Below are 16,876 nucleotides of genomic sequence, written 5' to 3'. Positions count from 1 at the left end.
AAATAATTTTTTTGAGCGTGAATATGACCCCATTGAATATATCAATGGATTGAAGATCCGAATTTCAGTTATTGCGAGTTGATCAGTTTTTGCCAGCATCGCTCTGAAAATTCATTGAGGGGTTCTTTTTGGTGATACCACCCAAAATGAAGACAGTAAGGAGTTACATAAAGATAGTCTCCTTTTCCGGGGATGGAGGTCAACATCCGAATCAACAATTTTTGGATCCAAAGTTTTTTCAATCCTTTTAAATCATAGATAAATCGGTCACCAAAAAACAGACATTTAACGTTTTTAAAATCTTTATCGTAGTTCGTATAACTTTCAATAAAATCAAGCTGTGAACTCTCGTACCCATTTAACCACGGGAAAACCTGCAGCTTTAATTTTGCCATCGCAATTGCGTAGCTCCATTCACATGATTCCTCACTGCGACCCTTCTCCTCTTTACGACTTCGAAAATGGGTTTCGTCTTGCCTGCTTAGCATCTCTTTAGCAAGCTCACAAACTTGTTCTGTTACATCGTAATCATCAGCATAAATCAAACCGGACTGCACCCTGCTGAGATAAGTGATATCGAATCTTCTAAGCGTACGTTTCCTTCTGCGAAATAAAACATCGATCAGTACCCGAAACCCTTTGGGAGCTCCAAAAAAAAGATCGGAGGTTTGGTTACCCGTTATTGTAAACTTATACGCACTTAACTGTTTCCAAAGATTATCTGGGTTTTTACACCATAGAATATCACTGTCGAGAAACAGATTCTTTTTGAAAGCCAGAAACCGATATACATTATGCTTAAAACCGGTAATAGACTGGTACTCTTCAGGTAGATGAAAAATATGCGTAAAAAGAGAACTGAGACTGTAGTTAGAGAGTATCTCTTTATGCTCTTTTGAGCAAAAAAGGGCAACCGGCCGATCTTGGTCATATCTTCTCAGCGTTTGCACACTTGATACGGCATGCTTCAGATATTTCAGCTTCCCATAAGTAGAATATACATAGCCTTCATCTGCAAGTGGCTTGCCGGAAAAAGTTGTTTCCATGCATTTAAATTATGTTTATGACCGGGCAGCACGACGTCTTAAACTTTCCATAAGTGCATCAAACCCCCGTTGCCTGATAATGCTTTGAAACTGACGATTATAAGAGTCAGCTGTTGATACCTGGTCTATTGTCATATCAGTGATCATCCAGGTATTATCGAACCGTTCAAGATTATAATCAACCGAAGTCCGTACATCTTCTAATTGAGCCGTTGTAGCCACAAATGCCGAATCTTCATTTACTTCAATATTGTTGTACGTAACTTCCGCACGATAAATATCTAACCGGTTCAGAGAATTATCACGGATAATTGTTGAAAACAAAGATACAAATTCTTCTCGTTCTTCCTCGCTAATTTCATTGTATGTATCACCAAGAGCGTGTTGTGCCATAGAACGGTAATTAATAACATCATTTATAATATCTTTCAACCGGTCTCTTTGTTCTTGGGTATACTCAGTTCCTTTGGGTCCCAGTAAATCTTTAATCTCATCATCGCGCTCTTCGAGCATCATTCGGATTGAATCGGCTTCTGCCTGGGCTGTTACCAAAGGAGCAAAACAAAGTATTACAATTAAAAGAGTATATATTTTCTTGAACATATCAGTTTATTTTAAATTCAGTTGCGAAATAGGCAAGCCACCTGCTTTGTATAGTGCTGCTACTTTCTTATTCAAATCATATACATTTTGTTTCAATTTCACGCGAAGTTCCAACTCTTTTTGAACAGCATCCAGAAAATCTTCTACATCACCAAAACCTATATCATAATTTAGTTGCTCATTCCGAACCCAATTACGAGCTGTTACAAGTGCCTCTTCGGTCTGTTTCATTCTTGTTTCGGCAACAGCCGCCTCACGATAACGCTCATTGAGATCCAATATGATTTGGTCTGATACAGCTTTTTCAAGGTCATTCACTCGTTTATATTCAATACGGGCTTTATCAACAGAAGCACGCATCGATAAAATATTCAGATTTTGCCGGATACCGAACCCTACACCAACAGAACCATAATTAGTATTATTCCTGATAAAAGGATTCGTTTGACGCGGACGGTTTGGAGTATTGGCAAAACTGCCAGTTATGCCAAAAAAGAACAATGGGTATTGCCGGGCTTTTTCGGCTTCAAGCCTCTTTTCCAGTGCGGTTATCCCAAACTCAACTCCTCGTAACTCAGGCCGTTCCTGTACTGCGTTTGCCCGGTAATAATCGTAATCCTGGAGTTCGTAAGGTACGGGGTCTAAAAAGTTTGATGCTGGCATATATACAACTCCCGGCTCAGCCTGCAGGGCATAATCCCATACCCTCTTTATATAATCGAGACTTTGTTGAACCTCTACCCTGCGTGTGACAAATTCTGATTTAAAAATTTCAAATTTAAAAACATCCGATTCTTTCAGATCGGGGTTTCCCTCCTCTCTCATCTCATTTATGTTTTTCTCAACCCGATTTAACTGTTCATTGGCATCTTCAAGTATTCTTGAAATTTCTATGGCCAGCAGATAGCTGTAATAAAGATCAAAGAGCTGTATTCTTGCTTCAGCTTTTACTGCACTAAATTCGTATTGAGCCGATTTTGCACCTGCTTCTGCTGCTTTTACAGCACTTGAAACAGCACCCCATGTGTAGATAGGCTGAGTGGCTGAAAGTTCCGCGCGTGTAAAAACAGCCCAGTTGTTCCAATCATTTTCAAGATCAGGATCGAGATAATACTCTCCTTCCCCTAAATCCTGCCGTTTACTTTCTACACCCGGTACTACACCATGTTGTGTATTCAGTTCCAGGCGAGGGAAAATCCGTTGAGATTTTACTGTACGAACTCGGTTTCTTGCCAGATCTACTTTACCACTCTCGTACGCAACCTGGCCCGAATTACTAAGTCCTCTCTCTAAAAATTCAGGTAATGTTACAAACAGTGTATCTTGAGAGATAGCAGGTTTACAGACAATAAAGAATAGAAATATTATCGTCCCGGTTCGGGATAAATCTTTAATGTTTAGCATTATGGCATTTTAGATTGAGAGAGTTTAGCCATCAACGTATAAATAGTATGTTTATTTAACAGAAAAGCCCCAACAAAATGTTGAGGCTTTCTAATTTAAAGCGGAGGGAGAGGGATTCGAACCCCCGGAGACCGCGAAGCCTCAACGGTTTTCAAGACCGCCGCATTCGACCACTCTGCCATCCCTCCAAAAAATGCTGATTGATAATTTTTTATTGTTGAATAAGTTCAATCAAAAAATCACCAATCAAAAATCTTAAATCATAAATTAACAATTCTAATGATCCTCCAGTGCTGCCGCACCAGAAACAATTTCTGAAATTTCTGTTGTAATCGCACTTTGTCGTGCCTGATTGTACTCAAGTCTGAGATCTTGTTCCAGCTCTTTCGCATTTTCAGTAGCATTATCCATTGCAGCCATTCGTGCACCCTGTTCTGCTGCATTCGATTCCAAAACAGCTCTCCAAAGATGCATATTTAAATGAACAGGCAAAAGCTTTTCCAGGATTGATACCGGATCAGGCTCAAAAATATAATCTTTTTCCTTTGACGATTCTTCTTCGCCTTCATCCATTAATTCGGTTTTCAACGGCAGGGCTTCCTCAATCAACCTGTTCTGTGTGATTACCGTTTTGAACTCATTGAACGCAATTAAGACTTTGTCGTAATTTTTCTTCACAAAATTTTCTGTAGCATAACCCATAATGGCTGATGTTTCCTCATAACTTAGCTCATCAAAGAAACCGGGATATGCACTCACTACATTATAATCTCTTTTCTTAAAATAACCTGATGCCTTTTTACCAATGGTAATAATTTCCAGGTTACCTTCACTGTTAAACGAACTGTACTGTTCTTCAATTACAGACTCTACTTTTCTGAAAAGATTGTTATTAAAGCCGCCACAAAGTCCACGATCAGAACCCACAACAATCAGCAGAATCCGGTTAATTTCTTCGGGTTTGCGCAAAAGTTTGTTCTGAATATTTTGCTGTGAAGAAACGAGTTTTGCAACAACCTCACCCATTTTCTTGGAATACGGCCGAGTTTCATTCATGCGCTGCTGAGCTTTTCGCAGCTTAGCAGCTGCAACCATTTTCATGGCTTTTGTGATCTGCTGGGTATTCTTTATGGATGAAATCCGATTTCGTATGTCCCGGAGGTTTGCCATTTAATTACTTCTCTTCAGTTACAGCTAACAGTTGATCGATTGTACTTTCGGCCGTTTTAATCAATTCTTCACTGAATGCATCATCCAACGTTCCGGTTTCAGCCAAAACATCCATTCTCTTGGAATACTTAGCCTGAATAGTTTCAAGAAACATTTTTTCAAATTCACCAATCTGATCAATAGAAAGTTTATCAAGTAAACCTTCGTTATTTACTTTCAGAAGGGCTATTTGCTGCTCTACAGGCAAGGGTTTGTATTCACCCTGTTTCATCAGTTCAACGGTTCGTTCACCCCGTTTTAACTGACGTTGTGTAGCGGCATCAAGATCTGAACCGAACTTGGAAAATGCCTCTAATTCACGATACTGAGCAAGATCAAGCTTCAACGTACCGGACAGTTTCTTCATTGACTTAACCTGAGCCGCTCCACCCACACGAGATACTGAGATTCCTACATCAATTGCAGGGCGGATGCCGGAGTTAAACAGATCGGTATCCAGGAAGATCTGTCCGTCTGTAATAGAAATTACGTTCGTTGGAATATATGCGGAAACATCTCCTGCCTGAGTCTCAATAACCGGCAGTGCAGTTAATGACCCTCCTCCTTTTACTTTCGGCGCAAGCTCTTCCGGCACATTGTTCATTTGCCTGGCAATTTTATCACTATCAATGATTTTTGCTGCACGCTCCAACAATCGGCTGTGCAGATAAAATACATCACCGGGATATGCTTCCCGTCCCGGAGGTCGTCTCAACAGGAGTGAAAGCTCACGATAAGCAACCGCCTGTTTCGACAAGTCGTCATAAATAACAAGAGCATGTCGTCCTGTATCCCGGAAGTATTCTCCAATTGCAGCACCTGCAAATGGTGCAATGTAACGCAATGGTGCAGATACACTTGCAGGTGCAGAAACAACAACTGTATAATCAAGTGCGTCATGCTCCTTCAGAGTACTTACAATACTCGCTACTGTTGATCCCTTTTGACCGACAGCTACATAAATACAATAGACCGGTTTGTCTGTTTCCTGTGTATTTTTTTGATTGATAATTGTATCAATGGATACAGCCGTTTTACCCGTCTGGCGGTCGCCAATAATCAACTCACGCTGTCCTCGTCCAATTGGAATCAATGAGTCAATTGCCTTAATACCGGTTTGAAGCGGCTCACTTACAGGCTCCCGATAAATCACACCGGGTGCTTTACGTTCCAGCGGAAGACGCATCGTATCGCCGGAAATTGCTCCTTTTCCATCAAGAGGCTTTCCAAGAGGATCAATCACTCTTCCGAGCAGACCGTCACCCACATTCAGAGATGCAATACTTTTTGTTCGTTTAACCGTATGTCCCTCTTCCACAACCCTGGAGGAACCAAAAAGTACAATACCTACATTGTCCTCCTCAAGGTTTAATACCATTCCCCGAACCGGATTTCCGGCATCATCTATAGAATCGGGAAGTTCAACCAGTTCACCGGCCTGAACTTTAGAAAGTCCATATACGCGCGCAATACCGTCACCAACTTCGAGAACGGTACCTACGTCATATACGTCAGCTTCGCCGTCAAATCCGGTCAGTTGTTTTCTTAAAATAGCCGATACTTCGTCAGGTCTGACTTGACTCATTACTTATCCTAAATTTTTTATTCAATTACAGTTGAGGTCAAACGATCTTTCAACTGGCTTAATTTAAATTTAACAGATCCATCCACCACAGTGTCGTCAATTCGGATTTTCAAACCGCCCATTAACTCTTCTTCAACCTCGGTTGAAAACTCAACCTTTTTGCCGGTTGTTTGCTCAATATTCTTTTTCAATGCTTTTAACTGAGCTTCTTCCAATTTCCTGGCTGAGGTTACTCCTACTTTAATGATACCCTGGTGTTGGTTGTATAATTCAATAAACTTGTTTGATATCTCCTCTAAAAGAGATTCCCTGTCTTTTCGTGTTAACAGGTTATTTAGCTCGAAAGTTAAATCCTGCAATTTACCCTTAAAGATCTTTTGTACAACTTCTTTTTTTTGATCTTTTTTGATAATCGGATTTTTGAGAAATACTCGCAGATCAGAGGATGCATCAATAGTATTTTTAATCAAGAGCATATCTTCCCTGGCTTCCTCGAGAATATCATTCTCAATTGCTACCTCCAGAAAAGCATTTGCATATCGCTTTGCTGCCTTGGTACTCATTGATTAATTCATTTTTGGTAGATCGTTGATAAATGAATCAACGAGTTTCCTGTTTTTCTTCTCATCGAGTTCAGCATGAATAATCATGGAGGCAGATTTTACAGCAAGATCTGCCACCTCATCTCTGAGTTCGTTGAGTGCCCGCTTCTTCTCCTGCTCAATAGTATTTCGAGCATCTTCAAGAATATTAGCGGCATCTTTCTTTGCTTGCTCAATTTTTTCACTGCGCAATACTTCGGCATCTTCCAAAGCTTCTTTCCGAATTTTTTGGGCTTTCACTTCAGCTTGCTGTAAAGCCTTATCGTTATCTTTCGAAATTTGTTCAGCTTTGGCGAGGGCTTTCTCTGCTGATTCTAAAGAATCTTTAATGCGTTCTTCACGCTCAGTAAGAGCTGACATAATTAGCGGAACTGCATATTTGCCCATCACAGCTAAAAATATTATCAGTGTGATAGCTACCCATATGGCAAAACCACTGTTAAAGTTGAGGATTGCACCTCCGCCGCCACTCGCCGCTTCTGCAAAAATCAGCGTCATAATAAAGATGATTTAAGATTAAGCGAAGAAAACAAGCAGAATACAAACAATAGCGGCGATAAGCGCAACACCCTCAATAAGAGCGGCTGTCAAAATCATAGCGCCACGAATTTCTCCTGAAGCTTCTGGTTGTCGTGCAATACTTTCTACGGCTCCTTTACCAATCATGCCAATACCAACACCGGCACCAATTGCCGCGATTCCTGCTCCGATTCCTGCTGCTAATAAACCCATAATTTTACCTTGTTTTGTTTTGTAATGTTTAGAGTATATAGATGTTATAAAGTTCGTTATGCATGCGCTTCGACATGTCCTTCTTCATGAGGGTGCTGCTCTGCGGCCATACCAATAAATACCGCAGAAAGAAGGGTAAAGATATAAGCCTGCAAAATGCCCACAAATGCTTTTAACAGATAGAGAGCAACTGTGAGCGGCACTACCAGTATACTGGAGCCTAATCCAAACGCGGGACTGAAATATTCAGTAAAAATAAATATCAGCCCTAAAATACAGATAATCATAATCTTGCCTGACAACATGTTCGCAAAAAGACGAACAGCCAGTGCAAGAGGCTTGGTGAACAAACCTAAAATTTCAATGGGAGTCAAAATAAATCTCAACCAACCCGGCACGCCCGGAAACCAAAAAACGTGTTCCCAGTGATCTTTCGATCCGTTCCATTGGGTAATAAAAAATGTAAATGCCGCTAAAATACCGGTCACTGTAATATCGGCTGTTGCTGTAACTCCCCAAGGCAATAAGCCAAATAAATTCATGAATGTAATAGCTACAAAAACTGCAAATAGATAGGGAACAAATTTCTTGTATTTATCATCCGATATATTCGTTTTTGCAATATCATCCCGAACAAATACAAACGTAATTTCAAACAAGTTCTGAAACCATCCCTCCGGCTCGGTTTCACGGCCGGCCCCTCTCTTGTATTTTCTTGCCATTGCAATGGTTATCCAAAGAGTAAGAACTACGCCAAACCAGAAATACATTAAATGCGAAGTGATAGACATGTCCAAAACAACGTTATTCCCCATTGTAGATACTAAGGAGTGATCAGAAAGCTCTTCAAAATTTCCAGATGCTACAGCGGCTTGAGTAGTAGCATACACGTAGGGAATGGCACTTCCTTCAACAAATAAAATTCTTGGCAGGTACAAATGATATCCGGCTACATCCAGATAGTGGTGATCCTGAACTTTACCGATAACATCGATAGGATTCTCACTCTCTTCAGATGCGTCTGCAGCTGTTAGTGCAGGGTTCATTGTTAAAATAAAGAGAGCTGTAACAGCTATCCGACGCAATATTAGACTCATCTTCGGCAGTAGTATTCTCTATTAATTTGTGAGTTTATGATTCAAAAAAATCACTTCATTTACAGAATGGAAAATATACGAAATTATAAAACTAACAGTAAAACTAAATTCGTGAATTTTTGTCATTGTAAGAATCAAAATAAAGAGCAGGCAGACTATCAAAAATCGTACAAACAAAGAGAGAAAATAGATCTGCAGAAAGTTTTGATCGGCATTTTTATTTATAGCCGAAAAAACAAGATGTATGATTACAGCAAAGAGCCCCAAAAAATATCCGGTACTAAAACCAATTCGTTCATGAATAGGTAAAAGAAGAATCAAGATAAATGCGAGAAGTGCAAAAATAAAAATGCTGAGCTGTATATTTTTCGGTACATCTTTCAGCATACTGTTTGTCAATTCCGGCTGTTTGTATCTTTTGCAATTTTAATAAAGATAGAGAGCATCAATAGAACTCCTGTAAAGATCCCTGCAAGTAACCACCATGGAGATGTTTGATACCGTTCGTCAAGCCAGTATCCAATAAGAATTGGCACAAAGAATGAAGCTGCAATTTCAACACCAAGACCCGCATATTCCAGGTACTTTCTATTTTTAGAATCCTTAATCAAATGAATAAGGTTAATCTTTCTCTTTAACGACTGTTGATTCTGCGTATTGAGCATCGGTTTCGCCATCGAGGTTGGTATCCTGTTCGCCCATCCTGCAATTTCCATTTAGTTGTGCTCCCTCCTCAACAACTAAAACTTTTGTGAAGATATCACCGCCAACGATGGCAGTTTGCCTGAGAGAGAGTTTTTCAGATACTTTAATTGTACCTTCAATCTTTCCGGCAATATCGGCCTCGGTTGATGCAATATTACCATCAACATGTGCCGAGGAACTGATAATAACTTTTCCTTTACAGATCGCTTCCCCTTCCAACCTCCCGGCAATGCGAATATCGTTATTCGATTTTATAGTTCCTTTTATGGTTGTGCCTTCGCTAATCATATTCAGAGAAGGTGATTTTTGAGATGTTCCGTTCACTTTATTACCAGGTTTATTTTTAAACATTTTAGAATTACTCCATCAAATACATGAGTGGATTTTGTGGAACTCCGTTTTTCCAAATCTCAAGATGCAGGTGCGACCCTGAGCTTAGTACACCACTATTGCCTATCAATCCAAGAAGATCGCCTTTCATAACAACATCTCCCTGTTCCTTGAGAAGTCTGGCACCATGCTTGTAAATACTCATGATACCATTTGAATGCTGTACGTATATTACATATCCATAGTTAATTGTCCAACTTGTATTCACAACTGTTCCGTCTGCAATTGAGCGAAATTCTGTGTTGCTGTTTGCAGCCAGATCAATACCATAGTGCTTCTCTTCGGATGAAAATTCCTGTGTTAGCGTACCTTCAATTGGATAGTGACTTGGAAAATCAGGAATACGGGCGAGTCTGGATGAAGAGATAATCTCATCCTGGTTAATCATATCATATGTAGGTATCCTTAGCGGTTCGTTCCAACTATTTTCCCGGGTGGTTTGACCTTCTCCTACAAAACTTCTGTTTACAGTAAAATTTGTATCAGGCACCGTTCGGATAAACTGTTTCAGATCATTGAGTTGTACCTCCCTGGCATAAAGAGAGTCCTGCAGTGCCTCAACTCTTTGGTTAATGGAGATCACCTGGTCTCGAAACCGTTCATCAATCTGTTTTTGATAGATTGAACTGAGTGGGGTTACAAAAAAAATCCCGATGGTAAGACCTATGGATACCACAACCACAGCAGCTCCGATTTTTATAACATCAAAAGAATTGAGCTTGTATGTGCTTGAGCTATTTGGATCACTTTCATCCAGCACCACTACTGTGACCCCTCCTTCTTTCTCCGAAAAAATTTTTCTAAGAAAATTCCACATATCAAATGATAGTGTCAGGTTGAACTACTCTTCCCTCGTGTACTATTTATAGATATAAACTGGTCCGGATAACCAAAAATCAGGAAACGGAATAGTTGGGTGCTTCTTTGGTTATTTGCACGGAATGCGGGTGGCTTTCCTTATAACTTGCTGCAGAAACCTGTACAAATTCAGCTTTTTTCAGTTCTTCTATTGTTGAGGCGCCCACATAGCCCATAGCAGCTCGTAATCCGCCGCTCATCTGGTGGACCACTTCACTCAGATATCCTTTATATGGAACACGTCCTTCAATGCCTTCGGGTACTAATTTCAGATCGTCTTCAACATCCTGAAAGTAGCGATCCTTGGATCCTTTGGCCATCGCTCCAAGACTGCCCATACCCCGGTAGGATTTATATTTCCTTGATTCATAAATAATCGTTTCGCCGGGGCTTTCGTCCACACCCGCAAACATAGAGCCCATCATTACAGCATCGGCCCCACCGGCAATAGCTTTTGGGATATCGCCGGTTTGTTTAATTCCGCCATCTGCTATTAAACCTACATTCTTTTGTTTTGTGAATTCAGCAATCTCCATAATTGCAGATAACTGTGGAACACCCACACCTGTAACCACCCGTGTTGTACAGATTGAACCCGGGCCAACGCCCACTTTTACAACATCTGCGCCGGCTTCTACCAGTGCCTCAGCCGCATCTCGCGTTGCAATGTTTCCACCTATAATATTCAGATTTTTATGAGCAGATTTAATTTTCTTAATCGTTTCAAGCACACCCTTTGAATGTCCGTGTGCGGTATCTACGGTTACAATATCCACGCCGGAGTCCACAAGTGCATCCACGCGATCCATTGTGTCCGGAGTCACGCCAACTGCAGCACCCACCCTCAACCGGCCCATGCTGTCTTTACAGGCGTTGGGGAAGTTCATTTTTTTCTCGATATCCTTAAACGTAATCAATCCAACCAGTATATCGTCTTTATTAACGATTGGCAGTTTTTCTACTTTATACTCTTGAAGAATCTCTTCTGCCTCTTCAAGACTTGTTTTCTCTTTGGCTGTTATAAGATTCTCACTGGTCATGATTGTATCCAGCCTTTTATCAACGTAGTGCTCAAACCGTAAATCGCGGTTTGTTACAATTCCAATCAATCTGTTGCCGCTCTCTACAATTGGTATTCCGCCAATTTTATGCTTTTTCATTAACGCACGGGCATCTTTCACGGTGGCATCCGGTGGCAGTGTTACGGGATCTACGATCATTCCGCTTTCACTTCGTTTTACCAACCGCACATGTTCTGCCTGGTCTTCAATCGACATATTTTTGTGAAGCATGGCAATGCCGCCTTCACGCGCAAGAGCAATGGCAAGACGATATTCAGAAACGGTATCCATTGCCGCACTGAAAATAGGCGTATTGAGAGTTATGCTTGGTGTGAGATCTACTTTTGTTTCAACTTCGCGTGGTAAAACCTGCGAATATGAGGGAACTAATAAAACATCATCGTATGTGAGTCCCTGGCGGGTAATATTGGCGAAGGATGAGGAGTTCGTCATGAGAAAATTTACTTTTTTTACAGTTTTGTAAAGATAAAAAATCCATGTGAACTTCCTTACCCCAAATCGGAATTAATATTTATCGTCAGTTTGAGGCATCTATATTTCGAAATCACGTTATTCATAATTTTGTAACCTTTAATGCGTCCATAGCAGTTTCCAGCGAGCAGATTCCATCGAGGTAGCTGTTCACCCAAAAATCAACGCTTTCCCGCCTGCGTTGTACGCCTGCACAGGTTGTTGAATACCGGCCATTCAGTTCGTCAATATAACCTCGAACATCCGATTCGATTGCAAATTTCAACTTGTCCGGCAGTTCTCCCCATCCGATCAGGTTGAACATCTCTTCCAACTCCTTGTACTCTTTCTCCGCTTTATTAAAAATGGAGATGAGAATAGGTTCACTTTTTTGTAATTGGCTTAATTTTTTTGCTGCATTTGTCATTGTGATATGTGGTTTGTTTGATGTTATACCACAATGTAAACCGGTGCGGTGACAACTATTTGTCACCCTGTCTTAAAATAAATTTCGGATCGAGGAAATCCGCGAAGTTTTTCTGTTCTACGGGTAATGCTCTTCATAAAATTCTAAAACACTCGTTGAGAGCTTTGCAAAACCGTGGTTATTGGTCAATCTGAACTCGATTCAGATTCTCCATTCGTCTTTATAGCCAGTATCTGGAGATCCTGAATCAAGTTCAGGATGACGGTCAGAGTTTTGCAAAGCCTTCTTGTTAGAGAAAACTTCGCGGATTTTTGTTCAGAAGGAATTTTGAGATTCTTCGATCAGTATCGCCCCTTGAATGATCGTTCTAAATTACGAAGAAACGCCCATATCTTTAATAAACTTCCGGGCTGCCCAGCGGCTTCCCCACCAGCCGAGAATAATTGCCAGAATAATTACCCCGGATATCAAATAGTACCATCGCCCAAATGGCCAGGAAAGCACACCAATTTGAGGCATAAAATATGGAATAGCCCAGTGGAAAAGCGAATAGATCACGCCGGCAGCCAGCCCACCGGCAAACATTCCCTGCAAAACGCCTTCAACCAAAAAAGGCCTGCGTATAAATGCGTTGGTAGCTCCCACTAATTTCATCGCCTTAATAAGATCCCGTTTGGCGTAAATGGTTAACCGTATCGTGTTGAAAACAAGAATCATCGCTACCAGCAGGATAAAAATGCCGATGGCACCACCTGCAATAAGCATAGTTTCTGTACGCGACTCAATCATCTGCAACAGGGCCATGTTAAACCTCACTTCATCAACACCCTCGTATCTTTCAATATCGTGGACGAGCGAATCGACCTGGGCAACTGTGTATTCATCAGAAATTTCCAAACGAAATGATGCCGGCAGAAAATCAAGCTCAGCAATCGCTTCTCCACCGGTTCCAAACTCCTGCTGAAATACCTGGGCTGCACTGTCTTTGGAGATATAGGATAGGCCGGTTACGCCCGGATTCTCCATCAAGCGCCCTTCCATCAGTTGAGTATCTGTACTGTTCAAATTTTCGAGAAAGACTTCCACCTCTACCTGTTTATTCAAAAGCTGAGTGAGTTCGTAGGCATTATATCCCAGGCGAAAAAGAACCCCGATGAGGAGCACAGCAATAAAGAGAGAAAACATTGATGTAAGAGCTGCAAGCCGTGCCCGGCCCAAACCTGCAAAACCTTCTTTCAAAACATATCCTACACTCATCTATATCATCCGTCTAATTCGTAAAAAGAACTCTGATTCCAAACCGAAACCGGCGGCCCGGCATGGGATACCCCACCGATTCAAAGTACCCCGGTTGCCCAACCTGATCAAGTATGTTTTCCCATTTCAGTAGCACCATGAACCAACGCACCCTGGCTGAAACATCCAGATCTAACCGATAGTATGAGGGATTAATGAACTCGTTTGTTCCATGCTGCCATCGGTTTAGCGGCGTTATAAACTCTGCTGTTCGAAAAGGATTTGGAGAAAAAATTCCTGAAAAACCGGCTTTTACAAACGTAGCTCTGTCAAAAAGATAATTTTTCCAGTAAAAATGACTCTTGAGCCAAATTCTCTCCCCAGACTGGGCCAGCAATGAATTCACAGGCTGAGAGCTGTCAGACGAATAGGTTTTGTAAGTGCCCGATATGCCTCCCTCAAATAGATCCGAATCCAGCGACAGCCATGCTGTACCACTGGTTAGCGTGTATGGGTCAATATTTAGAAACTGTCCGTCCCGGAGGAAAACTGCATCTGTTGTATTTCGAATATCCCCGCGCAGACCAAAGGTCAGATCCCTCCAAAAATCGATCTCGGCCTGGAATCCCACAAACTGCGAATTCTCATTACTCAAACCGGGCGAGCCCGCAAATTCATCCGACTGCCAGTATGCCGCCTGGATGTCCGGTGCCCTGGATAACACACCACCAAAACCAGACAATCGCAATCGTTTAAACGGGCGAAATATCAATCGTCCCGAAAGTTCAGATGTAGAACGGCCGTCATTCCACGTTTTGATGGATGCATGTCCGTTCAACTCAAACAGGCTTCCAATTTTTTGTGATGCATCCACACTCAGCTCTCCCCCCAGCCAACTGCTTTCCGTCAGGTTTAATTTTTCCAACTCCGACATGAGAGTAAGCCGGCCGGTTCCGGTTACCTCTGTTGAAGAAAGCGAGACCCGGTGACGTGCAAACATCTCAAGTCTTCTAAAATTAGTGGAAAGAGTATCAGCACTGTAACTCATTGAGCGCTTATCTACTTGGTAATGAATTCCCATTTTGGTCGAAACAGGACTTATAGTATCCGTACGGTGATGAACTTGAACGTAAAGATCCTTCAGGGAATAATCTGAACTTGCATTCGATTCAACCGGTGAAGCCACAAAGGTATTAAATGCGAAAAACTCCGGATCGTTCACCTGGTATCCGAACGGTTCACCCAGGTCCATCCCATTATTTATAAACCCCGCTTTAAGAAGCCATCGATGGTTAAGCTGATGATATACCCTTGCCGTAACTTGTTGCCCTGTAACTTCGTTCGCCCGATATCCACCGCCATCCCTCCGGTCCCAAAAGGAGAGTTCCAGGTTCGTGGTTTTTAAAAAATTTTGTGTATAAGAAAATTCCAGACTTCGATAATTAAAATCACTTTCATCAAAGTTGAGATACGTTCGTGGTTGAATAAGATAGTGCTCCCGCAACCTCACCCTCGACCGGTAAGATGCTCCGTAATCCGTCTCATAAAAACCCGCGATTTTATGGATCGGCAGCCGATTCCAGTTCACATGTCCCGTCAGTGGATCATTAAAATTCAGTCCCTCCATCTCCAGGTTCATATGCCGGGTAGAATATGCATGAAGAAGAGCGCCATCCATCCTTCCCACCGTACCCATTCGGTAGGTAATGGCCCCTCTCTCTTTGTGAAATTTGTCGAATAGATTTAGCAAGCTTACCCAGCGGAGAGTACTATCTGTTTCGCTCACATCAAATGATTCCGGAAACTTCTGATTCCAAACATATACCGTATCAGGGATCTGTTCCTCAGCCTCCTGTTCTTGCAAAGCTTGCGAGAGCGAATCCTGTTGAGTCGTTGAAAGAGTGTCTTCCAATCCTGTCGACAGAGTATCTTGAGGTGTAGTTGATAGGCTGTCCCGGGGTGCTGTCAAAGATGTGTCTTGAGGTGCTGTAGAGAGCGTATCTTCTGGAGATTGAGGCGGTACCACCTGCAACAAGCTAAATACAAGAGCAATAATCGCGGATATCAACATCAGGGCTGTTGAGGTTTGAGTTCATACGGCAGGCTGTCAATTCCAAGCAATCTTCTCCGTACAGATTCCATTACTACCATCACGGTGCGTTTTTTGTTGATTAAACGATTGTTCGTAAAAACAGACCGGAGTGCAAAGTGGTCACCGTCCATCCAAAATCCCATCCAAACCAATCCAACCGGTTTATCTTCCGTACCGCCGCCCGGTCCTGCAATTCCTGTTGTAGATACCCCAATATCGGCTCCCAGATGCTCAGCAACTCCTTTTGCCATCTGGAGCGCTACCGCTTTACTTACAGCTCCATACTGATCCAGTGATTCCTGCGAGACTCCCAACAGGTGTTTCTTTACTCTATTTGAATAAGCTACCACACCGCCCAGCATGTAATTTGAGCTTCCGGCAATATCTGTTATTTCATTCGACAATAATCCACCAGTGCAGCTTTCAGCGGTGGCAATCATCAGGTTTTTATTAACAAGCAACTCACCTAATACCTCGGCCAGTTTCAAGTTTTTTCCATTTCCATAAATAAATGTTCCGGCTCGTTCCTGCAGGTGTTTACGCAGTTTAACCAATTTTTCCTCAGAATTTGCACTAATTCGAATCGTCACTCCACTTGGATTCGGCAGATAGGCAACTCCCACTCCATTCGATATGAATTGATCCAGGTTTCCAATCGTATCGCTGAGCGTACTCTCCGGGATTCCCGCAGTTCTGAAATATTCAGTAATAATTGTATCTCTTTCAGAAAAACAATCTTCTATCTTAACGGCCACCCGGTCTTCCATCAAATGCTTCATTTCGTGGGGCACACCCGGCAGTACAGCAAGATAATGCTCATCCCTTTCAAACCACATTCCGGGTGCTGTACCCTGATTATTGAAAAGCACTTCACAACAAGCCGGCACCAACGCCTGTTCGCGATTCGATTTTGAAAATTTAAATCCTCTTTTTTCAAAAATAGCTTTTACATGATTCAGTACATTTTGATTTTCTATTAATTCACTTTCAAAAATATCGGCCACCACTTTTTTGGTAATGTCATCGTGCGTGGGGCCTAATCCGCCGGTTACAATTGTCAGTTCAGCTTCTTTCAGTGAATCTAAAATATGTTCGCTAATTGGATTGTAATCATCCGGAACAGTGATCGTTTTTTGAACCGAAAATCCCAATTCTGTCAATTTACTGCCAATCCACGAAGCGTTCGTGTTTACGGTATCGCCGATTAATAACTCGTTACCGATTGTAATGATATGTGCTTTTTTCATAGATGTGAAAATAGGATTTTGCTGAACATGTATGAAATACAGATATAATTCCTTTTTTTGTACTTGAAAGTTCTGCCAATTTATTACGAATGAGGCTTGGAGACTATAAAT

General features: G+C 41.7%; 18 protein-coding genes and 1 tRNA gene. All 19 read right to left on the bottom strand.

Annotated features, from left to right (window positions below):
* Positions 1-68: 68 nt before the first annotated feature.
* Positions 69-1,046: a hypothetical protein gene (locus U5K72_07750; GenBank protein MDZ7718691.1), complete on the bottom strand. Its 978-nt coding sequence runs from the start codon at positions 1,044-1,046 to the stop codon at positions 69-71.
* Positions 1,047-1,061: 15 nt separating this feature from the next.
* Entirely contained in the window at positions 1,062-1,649 is a 588-nt protein-coding gene (locus U5K72_07745; GenBank protein MDZ7718690.1) for an ABC transporter substrate-binding protein, read from the bottom strand.
* 6 nt (positions 1,650-1,655) lie between these two features.
* Positions 1,656-3,053 (bottom strand): TolC family protein, encoded by a 1,398-nt coding sequence (locus tag U5K72_07740; GenBank protein ID MDZ7718689.1) that lies wholly within the window; start codon positions 3,051-3,053, stop codon positions 1,656-1,658.
* Between the two features lie 101 nt (positions 3,054-3,154).
* Positions 3,155-3,241, bottom strand: a tRNA-Ser gene (locus U5K72_07735).
* An 88-nt stretch (positions 3,242-3,329) separates the two neighbouring features.
* Positions 3,330-4,223, bottom strand: a complete 894-nt coding sequence (gene atpG / locus U5K72_07730; protein MDZ7718688.1) for an ATP synthase F1 subunit gamma — start codon at positions 4,221-4,223, stop codon at positions 3,330-3,332.
* 4 nt (positions 4,224-4,227) lie between these two features.
* On the bottom strand, positions 4,228-5,847 hold the full coding sequence (gene atpA / locus U5K72_07725; protein ID MDZ7718687.1) for a F0F1 ATP synthase subunit alpha: 1,620 nt from the start codon (positions 5,845-5,847) through the stop codon (positions 4,228-4,230).
* Between the two features lie 17 nt (positions 5,848-5,864).
* Complete coding sequence (gene atpH / locus U5K72_07720) at positions 5,865-6,410, bottom strand: ATP synthase F1 subunit delta (GenBank protein MDZ7718686.1); 546 nt, start codon at positions 6,408-6,410, stop codon at positions 5,865-5,867.
* A gap of 3 nt (positions 6,411-6,413) precedes the next feature.
* Positions 6,414-6,947: a F0F1 ATP synthase subunit B gene (gene atpF, locus U5K72_07715; protein MDZ7718685.1), complete on the bottom strand. Its 534-nt coding sequence runs from the start codon at positions 6,945-6,947 to the stop codon at positions 6,414-6,416.
* Positions 6,948-6,965: 18 nt separating this feature from the next.
* Entirely contained in the window at positions 6,966-7,181 is a 216-nt protein-coding gene (gene atpE, locus U5K72_07710; protein ID MDZ7718684.1) for an ATP synthase F0 subunit C, read from the bottom strand.
* A 56-nt stretch (positions 7,182-7,237) separates the two neighbouring features.
* Positions 7,238-8,278 (bottom strand): F0F1 ATP synthase subunit A, encoded by a 1,041-nt coding sequence (atpB, locus tag U5K72_07705; protein MDZ7718683.1) that lies wholly within the window; start codon positions 8,276-8,278, stop codon positions 7,238-7,240.
* Positions 8,279-8,299: 21 nt separating this feature from the next.
* Entirely contained in the window at positions 8,300-8,677 is a 378-nt protein-coding gene (locus tag U5K72_07700; protein ID MDZ7718682.1) for a hypothetical protein, read from the bottom strand.
* On the bottom strand, positions 8,674-8,889 hold the full coding sequence (locus tag U5K72_07695) for an AtpZ/AtpI family protein (GenBank protein MDZ7718681.1): 216 nt from the start codon (positions 8,887-8,889) through the stop codon (positions 8,674-8,676). The genes U5K72_07700 and U5K72_07695 overlap by 4 nt, the downstream gene beginning before the upstream one ends.
* 10 nt (positions 8,890-8,899) lie before the next feature.
* Complete coding sequence (locus tag U5K72_07690; protein MDZ7718680.1) at positions 8,900-9,307, bottom strand: polymer-forming cytoskeletal protein; 408 nt, start codon at positions 9,305-9,307, stop codon at positions 8,900-8,902.
* A gap of 34 nt (positions 9,308-9,341) precedes the next feature.
* Positions 9,342-10,190: a M23 family metallopeptidase gene (locus U5K72_07685; protein ID MDZ7718679.1), complete on the bottom strand. Its 849-nt coding sequence runs from the start codon at positions 10,188-10,190 to the stop codon at positions 9,342-9,344.
* A gap of 79 nt (positions 10,191-10,269) precedes the next feature.
* Complete coding sequence (guaB, locus tag U5K72_07680; protein MDZ7718678.1) at positions 10,270-11,745, bottom strand: IMP dehydrogenase; 1,476 nt, start codon at positions 11,743-11,745, stop codon at positions 10,270-10,272.
* 121 nt (positions 11,746-11,866) lie between these two features.
* Complete coding sequence (locus U5K72_07675; GenBank protein ID MDZ7718677.1) at positions 11,867-12,190, bottom strand: hypothetical protein; 324 nt, start codon at positions 12,188-12,190, stop codon at positions 11,867-11,869.
* 372 nt (positions 12,191-12,562) lie between these two features.
* Positions 12,563-13,447, bottom strand: coding sequence for a permease-like cell division protein FtsX (locus tag U5K72_07670; GenBank protein ID MDZ7718676.1), 885 nt, complete (start codon positions 13,445-13,447; stop codon positions 12,563-12,565).
* A 13-nt stretch (positions 13,448-13,460) separates the two neighbouring features.
* Positions 13,461-15,497 (bottom strand): hypothetical protein, encoded by a 2,037-nt coding sequence (locus U5K72_07665; GenBank protein ID MDZ7718675.1) that lies wholly within the window; start codon positions 15,495-15,497, stop codon positions 13,461-13,463.
* Positions 15,497-16,765 (bottom strand): competence/damage-inducible protein A, encoded by a 1,269-nt coding sequence (locus U5K72_07660; GenBank protein MDZ7718674.1) that lies wholly within the window; start codon positions 16,763-16,765, stop codon positions 15,497-15,499. The genes U5K72_07665 and U5K72_07660 overlap by 1 nt, the downstream gene beginning before the upstream one ends.
* Positions 16,766-16,876: the final 111 nt, after the last annotated feature.

The organism is Balneolaceae bacterium (assembly GCA_034521495.1).
GTDB lineage: Bacteria > Bacteroidota > Rhodothermia > Balneolales > Balneolaceae > Rhodohalobacter.
The sequence above is the reverse complement of the archived record's forward strand: the minus strand, read 5'-3'. Positions and strand labels throughout refer to the sequence as shown.

Bases quoted from the DNA above. Each gene is read 5' to 3' on its own strand.
- U5K72_07750 (MDZ7718691.1), bottom strand. From the start codon at position 1,046: ATGGAAACAACTTTTTCCGGCAAGCCACTTGCAGATGAAGGCTATGTA.
- U5K72_07745 (MDZ7718690.1), bottom strand. From the start codon at position 1,649: ATGTTCAAGAAAATATATACTCTTTTAATTGTAATACTTTGTTTTGCT.
- U5K72_07740 (MDZ7718689.1), bottom strand. From the start codon at position 3,053: ATGCTAAACATTAAAGATTTATCCCGAACCGGGACGATAATATTTCTA.
- atpG (MDZ7718688.1), bottom strand. From the start codon at position 4,223: ATGGCAAACCTCCGGGACATACGAAATCGGATTTCATCCATAAAGAAT.
- atpA (MDZ7718687.1), bottom strand. From the start codon at position 5,847: ATGAGTCAAGTCAGACCTGACGAAGTATCGGCTATTTTAAGAAAACAA.
- atpH (MDZ7718686.1), bottom strand. From the start codon at position 6,410: ATGAGTACCAAGGCAGCAAAGCGATATGCAAATGCTTTTCTGGAGGTA.
- atpF (MDZ7718685.1), bottom strand. From the start codon at position 6,947: ATGACGCTGATTTTTGCAGAAGCGGCGAGTGGCGGCGGAGGTGCAATC.
- atpE (MDZ7718684.1), bottom strand. From the start codon at position 7,181: ATGGGTTTATTAGCAGCAGGAATCGGAGCAGGAATCGCGGCAATTGGT.
- atpB (MDZ7718683.1), bottom strand. From the start codon at position 8,278: ATGAGTCTAATATTGCGTCGGATAGCTGTTACAGCTCTCTTTATTTTA.
- U5K72_07685 (MDZ7718679.1), bottom strand. From the start codon at position 10,190: ATGTGGAATTTTCTTAGAAAAATTTTTTCGGAGAAAGAAGGAGGGGTC.
- guaB (MDZ7718678.1), bottom strand. From the start codon at position 11,745: ATGACGAACTCCTCATCCTTCGCCAATATTACCCGCCAGGGACTCACA.
- U5K72_07675 (MDZ7718677.1), bottom strand. From the start codon at position 12,190: ATGACAAATGCAGCAAAAAAATTAAGCCAATTACAAAAAAGTGAACCT.
- U5K72_07670 (MDZ7718676.1), bottom strand. From the start codon at position 13,447: ATGAGTGTAGGATATGTTTTGAAAGAAGGTTTTGCAGGTTTGGGCCGG.
- U5K72_07665 (MDZ7718675.1), bottom strand. From the start codon at position 15,497: ATGTTGATATCCGCGATTATTGCTCTTGTATTTAGCTTGTTGCAGGTG.
- U5K72_07660 (MDZ7718674.1), bottom strand. From the start codon at position 16,765: ATGAAAAAAGCACATATCATTACAATCGGTAACGAGTTATTAATCGGC.